19 protein-coding genes and 1 pseudogene are annotated in these 17,467 nt (G+C 56.0%); all 20 read left to right on the top strand.

Annotation, left to right across the window (positions count from 1 at the left end; translation table 11 throughout):
* The first annotated feature begins 296 nt into the window (after nucleotides 1-296).
* On the top strand, nucleotides 297-1,049 hold the full coding sequence (locus R3O62_RS02045; protein WP_004295460.1) for a ParA family protein: 753 nt from the start codon (nucleotides 297-299) through the stop codon (nucleotides 1,047-1,049).
* A 6-nt stretch (nucleotides 1,050-1,055) separates the two neighbouring features.
* Nucleotides 1,056-1,478 (top strand): DUF3408 domain-containing protein, encoded by a 423-nt coding sequence (locus R3O62_RS02040; protein WP_004319163.1) that lies wholly within the window; start codon nucleotides 1,056-1,058, stop codon nucleotides 1,476-1,478.
* A gap of 41 nt (nucleotides 1,479-1,519) precedes the next feature.
* The gene (locus R3O62_RS02035; protein WP_004295458.1) at nucleotides 1,520-1,939 is read left to right on the top strand and encodes a DUF3408 domain-containing protein; all 420 of its coding nucleotides are present in this window, start codon (nucleotides 1,520-1,522) and stop codon (nucleotides 1,937-1,939) included.
* A complete protein-coding gene (locus tag R3O62_RS02030) occupies nucleotides 1,936-2,676 on the top strand; it encodes a hypothetical protein (protein ID WP_029427932.1) in 741 nt (246 codons plus the stop codon). The genes R3O62_RS02035 and R3O62_RS02030 overlap by 4 nt, the downstream gene beginning before the upstream one ends.
* Nucleotides 2,677-2,821: 145 nt before the next feature.
* On the top strand, nucleotides 2,822-3,124 hold the full coding sequence (locus R3O62_RS02025; protein WP_004303800.1) for a DUF4134 domain-containing protein: 303 nt from the start codon (nucleotides 2,822-2,824) through the stop codon (nucleotides 3,122-3,124).
* Between the two features lie 20 nt (nucleotides 3,125-3,144).
* Nucleotides 3,145-3,471, top strand: a complete 327-nt coding sequence (locus R3O62_RS02020; RefSeq protein ID WP_029427933.1) for a DUF4133 domain-containing protein — start codon at nucleotides 3,145-3,147, stop codon at nucleotides 3,469-3,471.
* A complete protein-coding gene (locus R3O62_RS02015; RefSeq protein WP_007851792.1) occupies nucleotides 3,468-3,713 on the top strand; it encodes a DUF3875 domain-containing protein in 246 nt (81 codons plus the stop codon). Before R3O62_RS02020 ends, R3O62_RS02015 begins: the two co-directional genes overlap by 4 nt.
* Before the next feature lie 606 nt (nucleotides 3,714-4,319).
* The gene (gene ltrA, locus R3O62_RS02010) at nucleotides 4,320-5,996 is read left to right on the top strand and encodes a group II intron reverse transcriptase/maturase (RefSeq protein WP_005840044.1); all 1,677 of its coding nucleotides are present in this window, start codon (nucleotides 4,320-4,322) and stop codon (nucleotides 5,994-5,996) included.
* A gap of 97 nt (nucleotides 5,997-6,093) precedes the next feature.
* A pseudogene (locus R3O62_RS02005) lies at nucleotides 6,094-8,364 on the top strand (TraG family conjugative transposon ATPase); the annotation flags it as partial.
* A gap of 14 nt (nucleotides 8,365-8,378) precedes the next feature.
* On the top strand, nucleotides 8,379-8,693 hold the full coding sequence (locus R3O62_RS02000) for a DUF3876 domain-containing protein (RefSeq protein ID WP_004303798.1): 315 nt from the start codon (nucleotides 8,379-8,381) through the stop codon (nucleotides 8,691-8,693).
* A 35-nt stretch (nucleotides 8,694-8,728) separates the two neighbouring features.
* Nucleotides 8,729-9,349: a DUF4141 domain-containing protein gene (locus tag R3O62_RS01995; protein WP_004295452.1), complete on the top strand. Its 621-nt coding sequence runs from the start codon at nucleotides 8,729-8,731 to the stop codon at nucleotides 9,347-9,349.
* A gap of 19 nt (nucleotides 9,350-9,368) precedes the next feature.
* Entirely contained in the window at nucleotides 9,369-10,448 is a 1,080-nt protein-coding gene (gene traJ / locus R3O62_RS01990; RefSeq protein ID WP_007486337.1) for a conjugative transposon protein TraJ, read from the top strand.
* 11 nt (nucleotides 10,449-10,459) lie between these two features.
* Nucleotides 10,460-11,083: a conjugative transposon protein TraK gene (gene traK, locus R3O62_RS01985; RefSeq protein WP_004295450.1), complete on the top strand. Its 624-nt coding sequence runs from the start codon at nucleotides 10,460-10,462 to the stop codon at nucleotides 11,081-11,083.
* Between the two features lie 4 nt (nucleotides 11,084-11,087).
* On the top strand, nucleotides 11,088-11,387 hold the full coding sequence (locus R3O62_RS01980) for a TraL conjugative transposon family protein (RefSeq protein WP_004295449.1): 300 nt from the start codon (nucleotides 11,088-11,090) through the stop codon (nucleotides 11,385-11,387).
* The gene (gene traM / locus R3O62_RS01975; RefSeq protein ID WP_029427936.1) at nucleotides 11,362-12,642 is read left to right on the top strand and encodes a conjugative transposon protein TraM; all 1,281 of its coding nucleotides are present in this window, start codon (nucleotides 11,362-11,364) and stop codon (nucleotides 12,640-12,642) included. Before R3O62_RS01980 ends, traM begins: the two co-directional genes overlap by 26 nt.
* Nucleotides 12,643-12,714: 72 nt before the next feature.
* On the top strand, nucleotides 12,715-13,635 hold the full coding sequence (traN, locus tag R3O62_RS01970) for a conjugative transposon protein TraN (RefSeq protein WP_317472928.1): 921 nt from the start codon (nucleotides 12,715-12,717) through the stop codon (nucleotides 13,633-13,635).
* Between the two features lies 1 nt (nucleotide 13,636).
* On the top strand, nucleotides 13,637-14,221 hold the full coding sequence (locus R3O62_RS01965) for a conjugal transfer protein TraO (protein WP_004303789.1): 585 nt from the start codon (nucleotides 13,637-13,639) through the stop codon (nucleotides 14,219-14,221).
* A gap of 13 nt (nucleotides 14,222-14,234) precedes the next feature.
* On the top strand, nucleotides 14,235-14,678 hold the full coding sequence (locus R3O62_RS01960) for a DUF3872 domain-containing protein (RefSeq protein ID WP_004303788.1): 444 nt from the start codon (nucleotides 14,235-14,237) through the stop codon (nucleotides 14,676-14,678).
* A 63-nt stretch (nucleotides 14,679-14,741) separates the two neighbouring features.
* A complete protein-coding gene (locus tag R3O62_RS01955) occupies nucleotides 14,742-16,694 on the top strand; it encodes a DUF4116 domain-containing protein (RefSeq protein ID WP_029427938.1) in 1,953 nt (650 codons plus the stop codon).
* A gap of 361 nt (nucleotides 16,695-17,055) precedes the next feature.
* Nucleotides 17,056-17,442, top strand: coding sequence for a hypothetical protein (locus R3O62_RS01950; RefSeq protein WP_004295441.1), 387 nt, complete (start codon nucleotides 17,056-17,058; stop codon nucleotides 17,440-17,442).
* Nucleotides 17,443-17,467 lie beyond the last annotated feature (25 nt).

The raw sequence follows: 17,467 nt of genomic DNA, 5'->3' as shown, positions 1-17,467 counted from the left end.
ACGTGAGAACGGATACGGGCAATGACACATCCCCCTGTCCGCACACGTGTGGACGGATGCAGAAAACATCGTGTGCAGAGGAAAAAGCGGGTCTTTGTCCGGATAAGCAAATGCGGTTGCGCATGAGTATAAAATCGGACACGCGCCCATGCACCGGCATACCGGCGTAACAGCCTGCCAGCGCACCAGCATATATGCGTGCCGGCATACCAGCATAAAATCTCATGCCGTCACTTGTCCGGATACGTGAAGAGATGAACGATTACCCGATTGTATAACTAAAAACGCATGGAACAATGAAAGAGAAAACGAAATTCGTGGCCTTCTCCACCCAGAAAGGCGGAGCGGGCAAAACCACCCTCACGGTGCTGGCAGCCTCTTACCTGCACTATGTAAAGGGTTTCAATGTCGCGGTCATCGACTGCGATTATCCCCAACACTCCATCGTGGAGATGCGGGAACGTGACCTGAAGCTTGCCCTCGAAGACGAACATTACAAGAGGTTAGCTTACGAACAATTCACCCGGCTTCAAAAGAAAGCCTATCCTGTCGTGGAAAGCAACACGAAAGAGGCGTTGGCCGATGCCGACTACCTCCTGCCGCAAGGTGATTTCGATTATGTGTTCTTCGACCTTCCCGGTACGATCAATAACGAGGATCTGATTCATTCCCTGGCCGGAATGGATTATCTCGTCGCCCCGATCAGTGCCGACCGGGTTGTCATGGAAAGCACCCTGAATTACGCGGTTGTGGTAAAGGAGCATATCATGGGCCGCGAGAAGTCCCGGATGAAAGGGCTGTATATGCTATGGAACATGGTGGACGGACGTGAAAAGACAGAGTTATATCAGGTTTACGAGGCGGTAATGAAAGAGCTGGGTCTTCCTGTTCTGAAGACCTTCCTGCCTGACACCAAGCGTTTTCGTCGTGAGCAGAACGCCAGCCGTCGCTCTGTCTTCCGCTCCACGCTCTTCCCGGCAGACCGTTCTTTGATCCGGGGCAGCAACCTGGATAAACTCGTGGATGAATTGATCGAACTGTTAAAGTAGGATCTTATGAGCGGAAAAGAACATGACGACGGTTTGGACGCTTCCTTCATCATCAGCCAGGCCAAAAGCCGAAACCGGCCATTACATCCTTACACGCCGGAAAAAGAGGAGGAGGCATCGGCTCTATCGGAACCGTCCGGCGAGGCCGCCGCCTCGCCGGCTACGAAAGAGGAGGGACGCCGCCGAAGAGGGAAAGGCCAGGATTACGAGCGTCTTTTTATCCGGAACGCCCCCTCCAATACCCGAAGCGGCAAAACGGTGTATATCCGCAAGGAGTTTCACGAGCGTATAACCCGGATAGTGCAGGTTATCGGTAAGAACGAACTCTCGCTGTATAGCTACCTGGACAATGTGCTGGAGCAGCATTTCGCGACCTATCAGGAGGAAATTTCGGAACTCTACAAGAAACGGAACTCCGATATTTTTTAGTTATGAACCCAATATTTACAACCTATTAAAAACAATCCATCATGTCAGACAAAGCAATTATTTTATCTGTTATCCTGGCGGCCGTCCTTTGCGTCGCCGTGCCCTTCATCTTCCGCGTGTGCCGCTACCGGCGCAGGATGAAAACCCTTATCGTCCCCGACGGCCCTTCGGGGGAGGTCGCCGTGGGGACTGTCCCCACCCCCGAGGCCGAGTACCTGGCCCGTTACATCTGCCTGCTGCGGCTGCCTTTCGCCGGTAACAAGCACGTGAAGATACGTCCGTCGTATCACGAGCGTATCCGCGAGATCACCCGTGTCATCGGTCGTGGCGACGTGACGATCACGGCCTACGTGGACAAGGTTCTCAAGGCGCACCTGGACGATAACCGGGAAACCATCGAGCGGCTTTTCGAGGAGCGTGAGGCCGTGGCCTCCCGGCAACCCAAAGCGGAGGAGCGATGAACGGGGCGTTGTGGCTGCTGCCCCTCTTTGCCGTGGGGTATGCCTTGTGGGCGTTTTTCCGCCTGTGGCGGATGGAACGCAACGAACCGGCAGACGGGATCGTTGCCGAAGACACTCCCTGCCGGCAGGAGATCATCGGCAGGAGCCGCTTTGTCCTCGACCCGCGCCACTCCCGGCCACAAGCTGCCGTAGAATCTGAAACTGAAAAAGTTACGGAAAAAGCCGATATATTTGTGCCCACGAATGTACCCGAACACCCCCGGCAGATTCCGCCGGAAGACCTGGATGAAGTGTTCGGTGTCGCTCCCGAGGGGGAGCCTAACGAACCTCTGGAAATCGACTTTCCGCTGTACGATGAATCTTTCCCGGATGCGGACGCGGAGGAGCCGGATTATGACGAGGATGAAGACGACACCGAAGAGCTGCCCCTTTTGGGCCGCTCGCTTGCCCAGGGGGTTAGTTTTGAACAGATGGGCGAAGCCTACCGCCACGTGGTACATGATCCACCTTCAACAGACGAGCAAAGGGAGGAAACGGGACGTGTCCTCCTGGGCCTGAAACAGACCGACATGTTCGAGGTCATCGTTTCGGGCCGCCCCGACGGGAACGACAGGGTAAAATCCCTGATCGACACCTACCTCTCGGCCTTTCACCGGCGTATGTCCGAGAGGTCTGCGGAAAGCCCATCTCCGCAGGGTTCGGTTCCCACGGGTTTCGACGTCCGTGAGTTTGTTTAACCCCATAATGACATCACGATGAAAGAAAAAGACTACGGGTAGCACGTGAGGCTATCCTCGAACCACTGAAAAAATCCGAATCAAGAAGTTTAACCCGGTGCGGGGCCTATCCATCCCCGCGCCACAATTCAAACATTATCGAGTTATGAGAAAGAACAAGATTCTTCTTCCGGCGGCATTTCTCTTTGCCGCCATCTCCTCCGCTTTCGCGCAGGGCAACGGCATCGCCGGCATTACGGAGGCTACCAACATGGTAACCAGCTACTTCGATCCCGGAACGAAGCTCATCTACGCGATTGGGGCTGTGGTCGGCCTTATCGGCGGGATCAAGGTCTATAACAAGTTTTCGAGCGGCGACCCCGACACGTCGAAGACCGCCGCGAGCTGGTTCGGCGCGTGTATTTTCCTGATTGTCGCCGCGACGATCCTACGCTCTTTCTTCTTGTAGTCCAACCTGTCATGCAAATAATTATGGAATATGGAATCAACAAGGGAATCGGCAAGAGCGTGGAGTTCCGGGGCCTGAAGGCGCAGTACCTCTTCATCTTCGCGGGCGGCCTGCTGGCCGTCTTCGTGGTGTTCGTCATCCTCTACATGGCAGGGGTCGATCAGTGGGTATGTATCGCTTTCGGCGTTGCGGCGGCTTCGGTGCTGGTCTGGCTTACCTTCCGCCTGAACGCCCGTTACGGGGAACACGGGCTGATGAAGCTGTTCGCCGCGCGCCGGCATCCCCGCTACCTGCTCAACCGCAAGTCCCTGCGCCGGTTGCTGAAAAGAAAGGGGGGCCGCGTATGAGAAACATCTTGAAAGCCACCACGCTGGAAAGCAAGTTCCCGCTCCTGGCCGTGGAAGGCGGTTGTATCATCAGCAAGGACGCGGACATAACGGTCGCCTATCGGGTCGAACTCCCGGAGCTGTTCACCGTCACGTCCGCCGAGTACGAGGCGATCCACGCCGCCTGGTGCAAGGCCCTGAAGGTCTTGCCCGAATACAGCGTGGTACACAAGCAGGACTGGGTGCGACATGATGTCGTGTAAGTGATTGTTTAACAAATAATTTAAGTCATCGAGTATGACATAAAACAAAGATTAAACCTGCTGTTTCGTCAGCAGTAGCCTATGGGCAGATGCACCTTAATTGTATTAAGCTGCCCAGACAAGGTAGCCCGCCCGAAAGGGGCAGTTTGAACCGTGAGGGGAAAACAATCGTCGTCAGTATCAGACGGCGCGGGAGCTTGGCTTGAATGGTATGAATAACACATGTGAACTGTCGCTAAACGTCGTTAGTTTGAATGAGCCAAACGATACTGACAGGCTCAAGCCCGGAAACGGGTGCAGCGAGGATAACCCTCTCCAGTCTGGGGTTACACGAACCACACTGCTGCCGGCGGAATGACAGATTCTAACCCATTCTCTTTGTCACTTACACGGAACATGGAAAACCTGTATCTCTCCTACGAAAACAGGTAAGCCGACCGTAAGGAAGGCCGAACGGGATGCAGGCACAGGAATGCGGAAAAAGCGAATGCCGTCCTGTAATGGGGCGGATAGGGGTTTCAACGTTACCCTACGCGAAAGCGGGCAGACTTCCGCATGGTGACTCTTTACAAGAAACTTTTAGAACTTTTTAAAGTTGAAACGCAAATGAACGAATTAGAAATTTCGTGTGCATCGACTGACCGAAAATCGAACGCTTGGGACAGCATAGACTGGCTCCGGTGCGAAATTGCGGTTAAAAAGCTACAAGCACGTATTGTAAAGGCTCAAAAAGAAGGCAGATACGGTAAAGTGAAAGCTTTACAGTGGATGCTAACGCATTCGTTTTACGCCAAAGCATTGGCCGTAAAGCGGGTGACCTCTAACAAAGGTAAAAAGACAGCAGGGGTTGACCGTGTATTATGGAAAACCCCAAAAGCGAAGTTTCAGGCAATCAGCGAACTGAAACGCAGGGGATACAATCCCCAACCGTTGAAACGGGTCTATATCAGCAAAAAGAACGGCAAACAACGGCCGTTGGGTATTCCTACCATGAAAGACAGGGCTATGCAGGCGCTGTATCTGATGGCATTGGAGCCGGTAGCTGAAACGACAGCCGACAACAACTCCTACGGGTTCCGCAAGGAACGAAGCACGTTCGATGCAAGGGAACAATGCTTCTGTGTACTCGCAAAAGACGTATCGCCCGAATGGATACTTGAAGGGGACATCAAAGGCTGTTTCGACCACATAAGCCACGAATGGCTGCTGAATAATATCCCGATGGATAAAGTGATGCTCCGCAAATGGCTGAACAGTGGTTTTGTTTACAACTCCGAGCTATTCCCGACGGTTGAAGGCACGCCGCAAGGCGGTATCATATCGCCGACCCTTGCCAATATGACCCTTGACGGATTGGAGGCGGTACTGAAAAGACGGTTTAAGACACACTGTAAAAAGGGCGTCTATACCAGCTACAAGGTACACCTTATACGGTACGCCGATGATTTTGTAATCACCGGAGCATCGAAGGAATTGTTGCAAAACGAGATCTTGCCTATTGTTCGTGAGTTTCTCCATGCAAGGGGGCTTACCCTGTCAGAAGAAAAAACGAAGATAACTCACATCGGCAAAGGATTCGATTTTCTCGGATACAACATTCGCAAGTATAACGGAAAACTTCTGATAAAACCGTCAAAAGAGAGTCTGAAAAGGTTTATGGTCAAAATCCGGGAAACCATCGAAGCTCATAAGGGAGCAAAACAGGAATCCCTGATAAGACTACTGAACCCGATCATAACGGGTTGGGCGAATTACTATCGCTACTCCGTATCATCCAAGACTTTCAGGAAAGCTGACAAACTGATCTTCGAAAAGTTATGGCAGTGGGCACAACGCCGACACCCGAAAAAGGGGAAGTATTGGGTTGCTGACAAGTATTTCCACAAGATTAACAACCGTAAATGGACTTTCGCGGTCACTCCCAACAAGAGAAAACCCGAAAGTATAATCGTGCTGAAACGACTGTACGACACCAAAATAAAGCGGTTTGTAAAAATCAAAGGGGATGCAAACCCATACGACCCGCAGTGGAAGGAATATTTTGAACACAGGGAAACCTACAAAATGCTCCAATCGCTCAACGGGTATAAATCACTGCTGCATCTCTGGAAGAGACAACAACGCTGCTGTCCCTACTGTGGTGAGCCGATAGACAACGAACACTCTTGGAGTGTCGTAAAACAGCTGACAAATAACCGAATGGATAGTTTTCTTCTTCATGACGGTTGCCGCAGAAGTTATTACCAGTTAAAAACAGAGGATTATGAGCCGGCTTTTATGTAGAAATAAAAGCATTGAGTTGCTTGAGCCGTATGAGGGGAAACTCTCACGTACGGTTCTTAGGGGGGAAAGGGGCAGTAATGTCCCTGACCTACCCGACTTCATCCGCGAGCGTTACCGCCCGGCCACGGGCGAGGGGGACATGAGTTTCCTCTCCCGCAGTTACGAGCGGCATTTCAACGAGCGTCCGTTCCTGACCCACGCCTGCTTCCTCTACCTGACGAAAACGACGAGGGAGCGTATGCACATGCGTTCAGACTTCTCGACCCTCTGCCGGGGCAACATCATTCCCAAAGAGGTAAACCGGGAATCGGCGACAAAATTCCTGGAGGCGGCGGAACAGTTCGAGCGTATTCTGAACGATTCGGGTTTCCTGACCCTTGTCCGCCTCACGGGGGACGAGATCACGGGTACGGCGGATTGTCCGGGCCTGCTGGAGCGGTACTTTTCCCTCTCGCTCTCGGAGACGACTTCTCTTCAGGACATCGAGCTGGGGGCCGAGGTTCTGCGCGTGGGCAACAAACGGGTGTGCCTGCACACGCTCTCGGACACGGAAGACCTGCCGGGGCGCGTGGGTACGGATACCCGTTACGAGCGTCTTTCCACCGACCGTTCGGACTGCCTGCTCTCGTTCGCGGCCCCCGTGGGGCTTCTGCTTTCCTGCGACCACCTTTACAACCAGTACGTGTTCCTGGAAGACAGCGACGAAAACCTGCGTATGTTCGAGAAACGTGCGCGTAACATGCAGTCCCTTTCCCGCTACTCCCGCGGAAACCAGATAAACAAGGAGTGGATCGACCAGTATCTCAATGAGGCGCACTCGTTCGGTCTTCAATCCGTCCGGGCCCATTTCAACGTGCTGGCCTGGTCGGACGACGTGCAGGAGCTCCGGCATATCCGCAATGATGTGGGCAGCCAGCTCGCTCTGATGGAGTGCCGCCCGCGCCACAACACCGTGGACGCCGCCACGCTCTACTGGGCGGGTATGCCGGGCAACGCGGGGGATTTCCCCGCCGAGGAATCGTTCTACACGTTCATCGAGCCCGCAGTCTGTTTCTTCACGGAGGAAACCAACTATAAATCCTCGTCCAGCCCTTTCGGCATCAAGCTGTGCGACCGCGTAAGCGGCAGGCCCCTGCACCTGGACATCTCGGACGAACCGATGAAAAAAGGGATCATTACAAACAGGAATAAATTCGTGTTAGGCGGCTCGGGGTCAGGCAAGTCATTCTTTATGAATCATTTAGTCCGCCAATACTGGGAGCAGGGCACGCATGTCGTGCTGGTGGATACCGGTAACAGCTACCAGGGTCTTTGCGAGCTGATCCGGCGTAAGACCAAAGGTGAGGACGGCGTGTATTTTACCTATACCGAGGAACATCCCATCAGTTTCAACCCGTTCTACACCGACGACTACTATTTCGACGTGGAGAAGAAGGACAGCATCAAGACGCTGCTGCTGACACTCTGGAAAACCGAGGACGACAAGATCACGAAGACCGAGAGCGGCGAGCTGGGCAGTGCCGTGAACGCCTATATCGAGCGTATCCGCGCCGACCGGAATATCGTGCCGTGTTTCGACAGTTTCTACGAGTACCTGCGAGACGACTACCGCCGCGAGCTGGAGGAGCGGGAGATCCGGGTCAGCCGCGAGGATTTCAACATCGACAACATGCTCATCACCCTGCGGCAGTATTACAAGGGCGGACGCTACGACTTCCTTCTGAATTCCCGGGCCAACATCGACCTGCTCTCGAAGCGCTTCGTGGTCTTCGAGGTGGATTCCATCAAGGAAAACAAGGAGCTTTTTCCCGTGGTCACCATTATCATCATGGAGGCTTTCATAAACAAGATGAGACGGCTCAAGGGGGTACGCAAACAGCTCATCGTCGAGGAGGCCTGGAAGGCGCTCTCTACGGCTAATATGGCTGAATATCTGCGTTATATGTATAAAACCGTCCGCAAATACTACGGTGAGGCCATCGTTGTGACGCAGGAGGTCGAGGACATCATTTCCAGCCCGGTGGTCAAGGAGGCGATCATCAACAACTCGGACTGCAAGATCCTGCTCGACCAGCGCAAGTTCATGAACCGTTTCGACGCGATTCAGTCCTTGTTGGGGCTGACCGACAAGGAGAAGGCGCAGATTCTCTCGATCAACCAGTCCAACGACCCTTCCCGTAAATACAAGGAGGTCTGGATCGGTCTGGGCGGCGTTCAGTCGGCGGTCTATGCCACGGAGGTCAGCGTCCCGGAGTACCTGGCCTACACGACCGAGGAAACGGAGAAAGTGGAGGTACAGCGGCTTGCCGGCGAGCTGGGCGGTGATATGGAACTGGCGATCAGGCAGCTCGCCGAGGGCAAACGTTAAAGGGAGGGCAGGCCATGTATCGCAAGTGTATCGGATCAGACCCCACGGCGGCGCGTTTGGACTTCGCGCTGTACGAGGTGGCGGGCGAGTGGGAAAGCCGCTCGGGTTCTCCCCGGGTTCGCATCTACCGCAACCCGGGACGCCGGGGCGGCGGTTTTTACGTGGAGGTGTCCTACAAGGACGGGACACGCTTCTCCCGTCCCGTGAGGAAGTATTGGGGAGGTATCCGTTACTTCGACCTCTACGGGTATGTCGCCCTGGCCTACGATGCGGGGCGCGAGGTGCTCCAGCTCTCCGCCTACGGGGATTATTACCGGGCGTCGGAATGACCGCCCAAGTATTCACGAATTAAATAATGAAAAGGATGAAACGATTGATTTTAACGCTGTTCGTGGGGCTTCTTTGCTTCACGTACCAGGCAAAAGCGCAGTGGACGGTCATCGACCCGTCGAACCTCGTTCAGAACATCAAGAGCGCGGTTCAAAGCTCGACCACGGCGACCAACATGGTCAAGTCGCTGCAAGAGAGTATCAAGATTTATAACCAGAGCAAGGCTTACTACGACGCCCTCAAATCGGTGCATAACATCATCAAGGATGCCCGGAAGGTGAAGCTGACGCTCGAAATGGTCAGCGAGATCACGGAAATCTACACCTCGGGATTCAACCGTATGGTTTCAGACCCGAACTTCACGGTGGACGAGCTGGCGGCGATCTCGGCGGGTTACGCCCGGTTGCTGGAGGAGGGCGGCGCGCTGGTGGCGGAACTCAAGACGGTCATAACCGGCGGCAACGGCCTCTCGCTCTCGGACAAGGAGCGGATGGACGTGGTGGATCAGGTTTACACGAAGATGCTGGAGTACCGCAACCTCACGCGCTATTACACGCGCAAGACCATCTCCGTGTCCTTCATCCGCAGCCGCGAAAAGGGCGACGCGCACCGGGTGCTGGCACTTTACGGGAACCCGAACGACAGATATTGGTAACCTGAAAACGGAGGCAGTCATGGATTTCGACAATTTACACCAGGTTCTCCGGAACCTGTATCAGGAGATGATGCCGCTATGCGGCGACATGATCGGGGTGGCGAAAGGTATCGCCGGCCTGGGTGCGCTCTTTTACGTGGCTTACCGGGTATGGAAGGCACTGGCCAATGCGGAGCCTATCGACGTGTTCCCGCTCCTGCGGCCTTTCGCCATCGGCTTGTGCGTGATGTTCTTTCCCACCGTGGTTCTGGGGACGATCAACGCCGTGATGTCGCCCGTGGTGCAGGGCACGCACGCCATACTGGAGGGGCAGACATTGGATTTGCAGGCATACCAGCAACAGAAGGACGATTTGGAAGCCGAGGCCCGCAGGCGCGAGGGCAAGGCTTGGTTAGTGGACGACGAGGTGTATGAACAACGGCTTGCGGATATGGGTATCACGGACTTGGGCGAGATTATCAGCATGTGGGCCGAACGCACGTGGTACGACATCAAGGCCGGTTTCCGGCAACTTGTCCGGGACTTCTTCGAGTTGTTGTTCAACGCCGCGGGGCTTACCATCGACACGCTGCGGACATTCTTTTTAGTCGTGCTGTCGATTCTGGGGCCCTTGTCGTTCGCCCTCTCCATTTACGACGGCTTCCACTCGACGCTCGCGAGTTGGATTTCCCGCTATATCAGCGTGTACCTTTGGCTTCCCATCGCCGACCTGTTCTCCGCGGTGCTGGCCAAGATCCAGACGTTGATGCTCCAGGCGGACGTCCTGGCCCTGCAAGACCCCAACTACATTCCCGACAGCGGCAGCGGTGTCTATATTATCTTTTTGATTATAGGTATCATAGGCTATTTCACGATCCCCACCGTTGCCGAGTGGGTGATCCAGTCGGGCGGAGCCGGCGGGGCTATGGGCGGTATCAACAAGGCCGGGGCATTCGCCACGGGTGTCGCGGGCGGTATCGCCGGCAACATGATCGGCCGCACGTTCGGGCGTCGCGGCGGTGGCGGTTCCTCCTCCGGTAACGGGGGCGGTGGCCAGGCTTCGGGCAGTGCCCCCAACGGGCGCAACCTGGCAACACAAGGTAACAGTAATCATTCATAACAATTTGGACAATGGAATTCAAGTCATTAAAAAACATCGAAACAAGTTTCAGGCAGATTCGGCTTTTCGGTATCGTGTTCCTCTGCCTGTGCGCGCTGGTATCCGTGTTCAGCGTGGTCGCGAGCTTCCGTTTCGCCGAAAAGCAGCGCGAGAAGATCTACGTCCTGGACGGGGGCAAGTCGCTGATGCTGGCGCTCTCGCAGGATTTGAGCCAGAACCGCCCCGTGGAGGCGCGCGAACATATCCGGCGTTTTCACGAGTTGTTCTTCACCCTCTCGCCCGACCGTGCGGCCATCGAGAGCAACATCAACCGCGCGCTGTTCCTGGTCGATAAGAGCGCCTTCGCCTATTACCAGGACATGCAGGAGAAAGGTTACTACAACCGTGTGGTGTCGGGGAACATCAGCCAGCGTATCGAGGTGGACTCCGTGGTGTGCGACTTCAACGCCTATCCCTACCGGGCCATGACCTATGCCCGGCAAATGATTGTCCGCGAGAGCAACATCACCGAGCGTTCGCTGGTCACGCGCTGCGAGCTGATCAACTCGGGGCGTTCGGACAATAACCCGCAGGGTTTCATCATGGAGAAATTCGAGATTCTGGAGAACCGCGATTTACGTACATTAAAAAGATAAGGCTATGGCAAAGAAGAGAATAAAGGCTTTCGGGGAGTGGGTCGAAGACCACCTGCGCCGCGCTTGCGGGGCGCTCTCGCCCGATAAGCGGATTATCGTGATCCTCACGCTGCTCTTGTTCTTTTCCGTCTTGTCGCTCTACTTTACCGTGTCTTCCATCTACCGCTTCGGCAAGGGAGCCGGGGAACGGATGCAGATACGGCATATCGAGCGGCTGGAGCTGGAATTAAGACAACGGCAGGAGGCCGACAGTGTAAAACATCTAAAAGATTTCAATTATGACGACGAACGAAAAACAGAATAAACAGCCGGAGGCGGGGAAAAAGGAACTCACGCCCCGGCAGATACAGATGCGGAAGAAGATGGTGGTCTTCCCGCTCTTTTTCCTGGCCTTTGCCGGGTGCATGTGGCTGATCTTCTCCCCCGGCGAAAAAGAACGGGAGGAGCCTTCGGCGGGTTTCAACACGGAGCTGCCGACCCCGGAATCGGAGGGTATCCTCTCGGACAAGCGTGATGCCTACGTGCAGGAGGAGATGCGGCGCAGGGAGCGGGAAAAGATGCGCTCCTTGCAGGATTTCGCGTTCGGGATGGAGGACGAGGAGGAAGAGCCTGTCATGCCCGCTGCCGTGCCGGATAAGTCTTCCGGCTCTGCCGGCGGTTCGTCGGGAGCTTTCCGGACTTCCCGTGCCGCCTATGCCGACATCAACCGCCAGTTAGGCAGTTTCTACGAGGAGACCGCCGGTGAAACGGGGGAAGAGCGCGAGATGCAGGCCCGCATCGAGGAACTGGAACGCCGCCTGGAAGAACAGCAGGCGCAGAAAACGGCCCAGGAGGAGCAGGTGGCGCTGCTGGAGAAGTCCTACGAGATCGCCGCCCGCTACATGAACGGCGGTCAGGCCCCTGAAGCCCCGCGTCAGAAAACCTCCGTTTCCGGCAAGGCTTCCGTGCAGCCCGTGCGCCAGGTGCGCCGTAACATCGTGTCGCTGCTCGCCGCCCCGCTGCCCGATTCGGTCTTCGCCCGTGAGTTCGTCAAGCCCCGGAACTGGGGTTTCAACACGGTGGGGAGCGACCTTCGCGAGCCCGAGCGTAACAGTATCCGTGCCGCCGTGCAGCAAACCGTGACGCTCACCGATGGCGGGGAGGTTACTTTCCGGCTGCTGGAACCGATGATGGCGGGAGATCTGCTCATCCCCTCGGGTACGCCCGTAACGGGGGCGGCGAGGATCAACGGCGAACGGCTGACGGTCAAGGTCAGCGCTGTCCAGCACGGCGGGGCGGTCGTTCCGGTCGATCTGTCGGTCTATGACACGAACGGCAACGAGGGTATTCCCGTGCCGGGGTCGGAAGAACTCAATGCCGTGAAGGAGATCGCCGCCAATATGGGCGCGGGCATGGGCAGCAGTATCACGATCACGGACGATGCCGGTTCGCAACTGCTCTCCGACCTGGGGCGCAGCGCCATCCAGGGCGTGTCGCAATACGTGAGCAAGAAGATGCGCTCGGTCAAGGTCACGCTCAAGGCCGGTTACAGCGTCCTGTTGCTCCCGCCCCTTCAATAAGGGTACAAACGACGTACTTCCGTACACCACTGAAAAAATCCATTTTTATCAACAATCAAAAATTTATCGAGTATGAAAAAGATTCTTCTGGCACTCGCTTTTATCGGGTGCATGTTCGCTGCCCACGCGCAGGAAAAGCCCTCCACGGGCGATTTGTACGACGGTCTTACCCGTCCGCTGACTTTCAACCGGGTTATCCCGCCCTACGCGCTGGAGGTGACGTTCAGCAAGACCGTGCATGTGATTTTCCCCTCGGCCATCCGTTACGTCGATCTGGGGTCTTCGGATCTTCTGGCGGCGAAAGCCGACGGCACGGAAAACGTGCTGCGTGTAAAGGCGGCCCTGCGTGATTTCTCGCGCGAGAGCAACCTTTCGGTCATTACCGAGGACGGGGCCTATTACAGCTTCAATGTCAAGTATGCCGACGAGCCGGTGAAACTGTCGGTCGAGATGGCGGACTTCCTGCATGACGGGGAGGCGGTAAACCGCCCCAATAACGCGCTGGACATCTATTTGCAGGAGTTGGGATGCGAATCTCCGCTGCTGGTCAAACTGATCATGCAGTCCATTTACAAGAATGACCGCCGCGAGATCAAGCATATCGGTTGCAAGCGTTTCGGGGTACAATACCTCCTCAAAGGTATCTACGTGCATAACGACCTGCTTTATTTCCACCTCCAACTGAAAAACTCCTCCAACGTGCCTTTCAACGTGGACTACCTGACGTTCAAGATTACGGACAAGAAGGTGGCCAAACGCACGGCCATCCAGGAGCAGGTCGTATGGCCCGTGCGTGCGTACAACAACGTGCAGGTCATCGGCGGCAAGCGTACCAAGCGCATGGTCTTCACGCTCCCGAAGTTCACGCTGGCCGACGACAAGCAGCTGGTCGTGGAACTGCACGAGCAGCAGGGCGGGCGACACCAGACTTTCACGGTGGAGAATGCCGACCTGGTGCGCGCACGTGTTATCAACGAGTTAAAGGTAAAGTGATATGAAACGGGCGATATTCATTCTCACGCTGGGGTTATGCCTCCTCCTTTCGGACGGGGCGCACGCCCAGCGTGCCCTGCCCGCCATGCGCGGGCTGGAAATACGGGGAGGCATGACCGACGGCTTCTATACCCGGGACAGCCGCAGCGAAACGGGCTACTGGTTCGGGCTGGCCATGAGCCGCTACGCGAAGAATGCCGACAAGTGGGTGTTCGGCGCGGAGTTCCTGAACCGTTATTACCCCTACAAGTCGGAACGTATCCCTGTGGCGCAGTTCACGGCCGAGGGCGGTTACTATTACAAGTTCCTCGCCGACCCGTCCAGGACTTTTTTCTTCTACCTCGGCGGCTCGGCGCTGGCCGGTTACGAGAGTGTGAACCGGGGCGAGAGGCGGCTCTATGACGGCTCTACGCTCCGCCACCGCGACCGTTTCCTCTATGGCGGGGCCGTCACGCTGGAGATCGATGCGTACCTGACCGACAGGATTATCCTCTCGCTGACGGGGCGTGAGCGTATCCTATGGGGCACTACAACGGGACATTTCCACGCGCAGTTCGGCCTGGGCGTGAAATTCATAATCCATTAAACTTGCAAGCGACATGAAAAAGATGAAAAAGATATTGGCCCTGGCGGTCTGGATCGCCGCCCTGGGTCTTTTATGCGCATCCTGCGACAACGGGCTGGATATACAGCAGGCGTACACGTTCTCTCTGGAAACGATGCCCGTTCAGAAGCGAATCTCCGTTGGTGAAACCGCTGAAATCCGCTGCACGCTCGTGCGGGAGGGGAGATATGACGGCGCGCGTTACACGATCCGCTATTTCCAGCCCGACGGGCGCGGTGAGTTGAGGATGGACGACGGTACGGTGTTCCTGCCCAACGACCGCTATCCGCTCGACCGTGAGGTGTTCCGCCTTTATTACACATCGCGCAGCGATGACCAGCAGGCCATCGACGTCTATGTCGAGGACAACACGGGTCAGGTCGTGAAGACCTCCTTCACGTTCCAGAGCGAGAACGGGACGGAGGAAACGGAACGATAACGGAATATGTCTAACCAAGAGAAGCGCCCGTCACCCGGGCGCTTTCCATAAATACTGAAAACCATGACAGAGCAAGAGAGAATAGATATAGCCTATCTCGATACGGGGGTGTACGAGAACCCGTGGCGTGAGAACCTTTTCGAGACGCTGCCCGAGGATCGGAAAACGGCGGAGGTCTGCCGTTTCGCCATCAAGAAATCGGCTTTCAACATCGAGTTCGTTCCCGAAGCGATGAAAACGCCGGAACTTTGTCTTGCCGCGGCCGGCCACCGGGGCGAAACACTGAAATTCGTCCCTGACCGTCTGAAGACACCGAAAATGTGCCGTGCCGCCGTCGATAGCAACAGCTACGCGCTGTATTACGTTCCGGAGGGGTTGAAGACCCCCGAACTGTGCATGGCGGCCGTGAAGCGCAACGGCCTGGTGCTGGCGGCCGTTCCCGGGGAATTGAGGACGCCGCAAATATGCCGTGCGGCGTTGAAAGCGGTGGACAGTGCCGATTACAAGATACTCCCTTACATTCCGTATCCCGATATATGCCTGGAAGGGCTGAAAAAATTCGGGATGTCGTTCGTGGACAAGTTCGAGATTTTCGCCTCCATTGCCCCGGAGGTCATGACCGGGGAACTGGCCCTTCACGGCGTGGGGATGGACGCGTCCTGCCTTTCGCTCGTGCCGGTGGAACTGCGCACGGAGGCAGTCTGCCTGCGTGCCGTCAGCGGGGACGGCATCCTGCTCCATGAAGTGCCGGAGGAATTACGCACGGAACGGGTCTGCGAGGCCGCCGTGTCCTCGAACTACCTGGCGCTGGAGTACGTTCCGAAGCATCTGAAAACCGACCGTCTGTGCGGGATGGCGCTGGAGCGCGATCCCCTGGCCATCCGCTTTTTCAACCCCGAACAGCTCACGCCGGAGGTCTGCAACCGGGCGTTGGCCCGTACCGACGACCTGCGTGTCCTCCGCTATATCCCCTTCGAGGAGATACACCTGAAAGTGTTGGGGTTCTATTGCACGAATTACGATAAGACCTTCGATTTTTTGGAGAACATGAACCCCTGGTTCCTCACGCCGAGGGTGGCCCGGGAAATTTTCGCCCTGGAGCCGGAGCTGTTCTACAACCTTCCCGATCACGCCAAGAACGAGGAGATGTGCCGCCGGGCCGTCGGGCACGACGGGAGCTACCTGCAATATGTCCCCGAGAAGTGGAAAACGCCGGAGTTGTGCATGGAGGCCATACGGCGCAGTCCCTATGCCATCGCCCACCTGCCCGAGAGCATGAAAAGCCCGGATCTATACATGAGCCTGGTGCGGGAGAACCCGCAAAACCTGAAAGGCGTCCCCCGCGAAGCCCGGACGCCGGAGATGAGCCGGGAGGCTTTCGAGCGTACCTACGGGAAGGACAAAACCGATTTCTCGGTTATCAGCGCGTTGAGCGACCCCGCCCTGGTCTTGCAGGTGTTCCGCGAGCAGGACGACCCGCAGCAGATACACCGGTTGATGAGTGTCCTGCACCTGAACCGCCGGCTTGTAACGGAGGAGGTGGCGTTGGAGGCCGTTCGCAAGGATGCGGGGGTGCTGTACGACATTCCCCAGACGGCCATCACGCCGCTCGTGGCCGATACGGCCGTGCGGGGCGACCCGAGGATGATCCAGTGGATTCCGAGGGAGCTTCGCACGTCGGATCTGTGCCTCTATGCCGAGGCCGCCCATCCCGAGTTGCGGGTTTACGTTCCCGACGAGATAGCAAAGGGACGTAATATCTATTCGTTCCACCGTCAGGTGGACGCGAAATTGCGGCAGCCGCTCGAATACGAACAATACAAGACCCTCTACTCGGGCGGCGCGGTGCGTGTGAACAACGTGTGGACGTCGGTTGCGGGTGAGATTGACTGCTGCGAGGTGCGTTACGACCGTAAGACGGAGAAACTCAAACTGCGGATCGTCGAACCGCCCAGGGAGAAGAAGGCGCAGCCGAAGGTCGCGCCCCGCAAACCCGCCCGGGGGCCGAAATTGTAGGACGGCGGGTAGTTCTTTGGCAGGAAGGTTGTTAAAAATCGCACGTGTTGTCGCCGATACCCGGATGAAATCGTTATATTTGCAATCGAATCCTCCGGCGGCGTGCCGCCGGGCGATTTACATACGGAAGGAACACATTATGGTGGGGCATTGAAAACAGCCAAATTTTAATCCGCTCGCAAAATAATGGGTAGTTCTCTTCTTCATCGTCGTGTCTATATGCGTCAAGCGTATGCGATAGCGGCGTGGGGAGAAATTATCTATCGAGTGGATGGGTGCTTGGCTGTACCTCAATGCCGGTATTTAACGTATTCTCACGCCTTTTTCGTATGGTATTTGTCTGAACCTAAAGAAAAGCGATATGGAAACGAAATCGACAAATGAGGTAAAGGGTGATTACGACCGGGTATCGGCGAGTGAATGCCTGGGGTCGCTAATCGAGTTGCACGGGATTGTTATGGAAGACGATCTGTTCGTCATTCCCGATGCGGATGGCACGGCAGTATTATACAATGACGGGAAGATACGTTTTGACGAGATCGCCGACATCGAGGTCGGCTCGGTGTTCGTGGGCATCCTGCTCCGCAACGGCTATCTGTTCTACCTTTCCCGTACCGAACCGCTCAAGACGTGCATATACACGCATGGCGGGTGGGGTTCAATCTCTGAAATTTCTCCCCGTGGCATTGCCGGACATATCGGGCGTGAACTGCACGGGAAGCTGGGCGACCATACGGCGGTCGATTGACGGGAAACAAAAAAATCGGACGGTT

This window comes from Bacteroides hominis (genome assembly GCF_033042785.2).
Taxonomy (GTDB): domain Bacteria; phylum Bacteroidota; class Bacteroidia; order Bacteroidales; family Bacteroidaceae; genus Bacteroides; species Bacteroides hominis.
The sequence above is the reverse complement of the archived record's forward strand: the minus strand, read 5'-3'. Positions and strand labels throughout refer to the sequence as shown.

What these genes read in the sequence shown, in the direction of transcription:
- R3O62_RS02045 (WP_004295460.1), top strand. Translation starts at nt 297, where the DNA reads ATGAAAGAGAAAACGAAATTCGTGGCCTTCTCCACCCAGAAAGGCGGA.
- R3O62_RS02040 (WP_004319163.1), top strand. Translation starts at nt 1,056, where the DNA reads ATGAGCGGAAAAGAACATGACGACGGTTTGGACGCTTCCTTCATCATC.
- R3O62_RS02035 (WP_004295458.1), top strand. Translation starts at nt 1,520, where the DNA reads ATGTCAGACAAAGCAATTATTTTATCTGTTATCCTGGCGGCCGTCCTT.
- R3O62_RS02030 (WP_029427932.1), top strand. Translation starts at nt 1,936, where the DNA reads ATGAACGGGGCGTTGTGGCTGCTGCCCCTCTTTGCCGTGGGGTATGCC.
- R3O62_RS02025 (WP_004303800.1), top strand. Translation starts at nt 2,822, where the DNA reads ATGAGAAAGAACAAGATTCTTCTTCCGGCGGCATTTCTCTTTGCCGCC.
- R3O62_RS02015 (WP_007851792.1), top strand. Translation starts at nt 3,468, where the DNA reads ATGAGAAACATCTTGAAAGCCACCACGCTGGAAAGCAAGTTCCCGCTC.
- ltrA (WP_005840044.1), top strand. Translation starts at nt 4,320, where the DNA reads ATGAACGAATTAGAAATTTCGTGTGCATCGACTGACCGAAAATCGAAC.
- R3O62_RS02000 (WP_004303798.1), top strand. Translation starts at nt 8,379, where the DNA reads ATGTATCGCAAGTGTATCGGATCAGACCCCACGGCGGCGCGTTTGGAC.
- R3O62_RS01995 (WP_004295452.1), top strand. Translation starts at nt 8,729, where the DNA reads ATGAAACGATTGATTTTAACGCTGTTCGTGGGGCTTCTTTGCTTCACG.
- traJ (WP_007486337.1), top strand. Translation starts at nt 9,369, where the DNA reads ATGGATTTCGACAATTTACACCAGGTTCTCCGGAACCTGTATCAGGAG.
- traK (WP_004295450.1), top strand. Translation starts at nt 10,460, where the DNA reads ATGGAATTCAAGTCATTAAAAAACATCGAAACAAGTTTCAGGCAGATT.
- R3O62_RS01980 (WP_004295449.1), top strand. Translation starts at nt 11,088, where the DNA reads ATGGCAAAGAAGAGAATAAAGGCTTTCGGGGAGTGGGTCGAAGACCAC.
- traM (WP_029427936.1), top strand. Translation starts at nt 11,362, where the DNA reads ATGACGACGAACGAAAAACAGAATAAACAGCCGGAGGCGGGGAAAAAG.
- traN (WP_317472928.1), top strand. Translation starts at nt 12,715, where the DNA reads ATGAAAAAGATTCTTCTGGCACTCGCTTTTATCGGGTGCATGTTCGCT.
- R3O62_RS01965 (WP_004303789.1), top strand. Translation starts at nt 13,637, where the DNA reads ATGAAACGGGCGATATTCATTCTCACGCTGGGGTTATGCCTCCTCCTT.
- R3O62_RS01960 (WP_004303788.1), top strand. Translation starts at nt 14,235, where the DNA reads ATGAAAAAGATGAAAAAGATATTGGCCCTGGCGGTCTGGATCGCCGCC.
- R3O62_RS01955 (WP_029427938.1), top strand. Translation starts at nt 14,742, where the DNA reads ATGACAGAGCAAGAGAGAATAGATATAGCCTATCTCGATACGGGGGTG.
- R3O62_RS01950 (WP_004295441.1), top strand. Translation starts at nt 17,056, where the DNA reads ATGGAAACGAAATCGACAAATGAGGTAAAGGGTGATTACGACCGGGTA.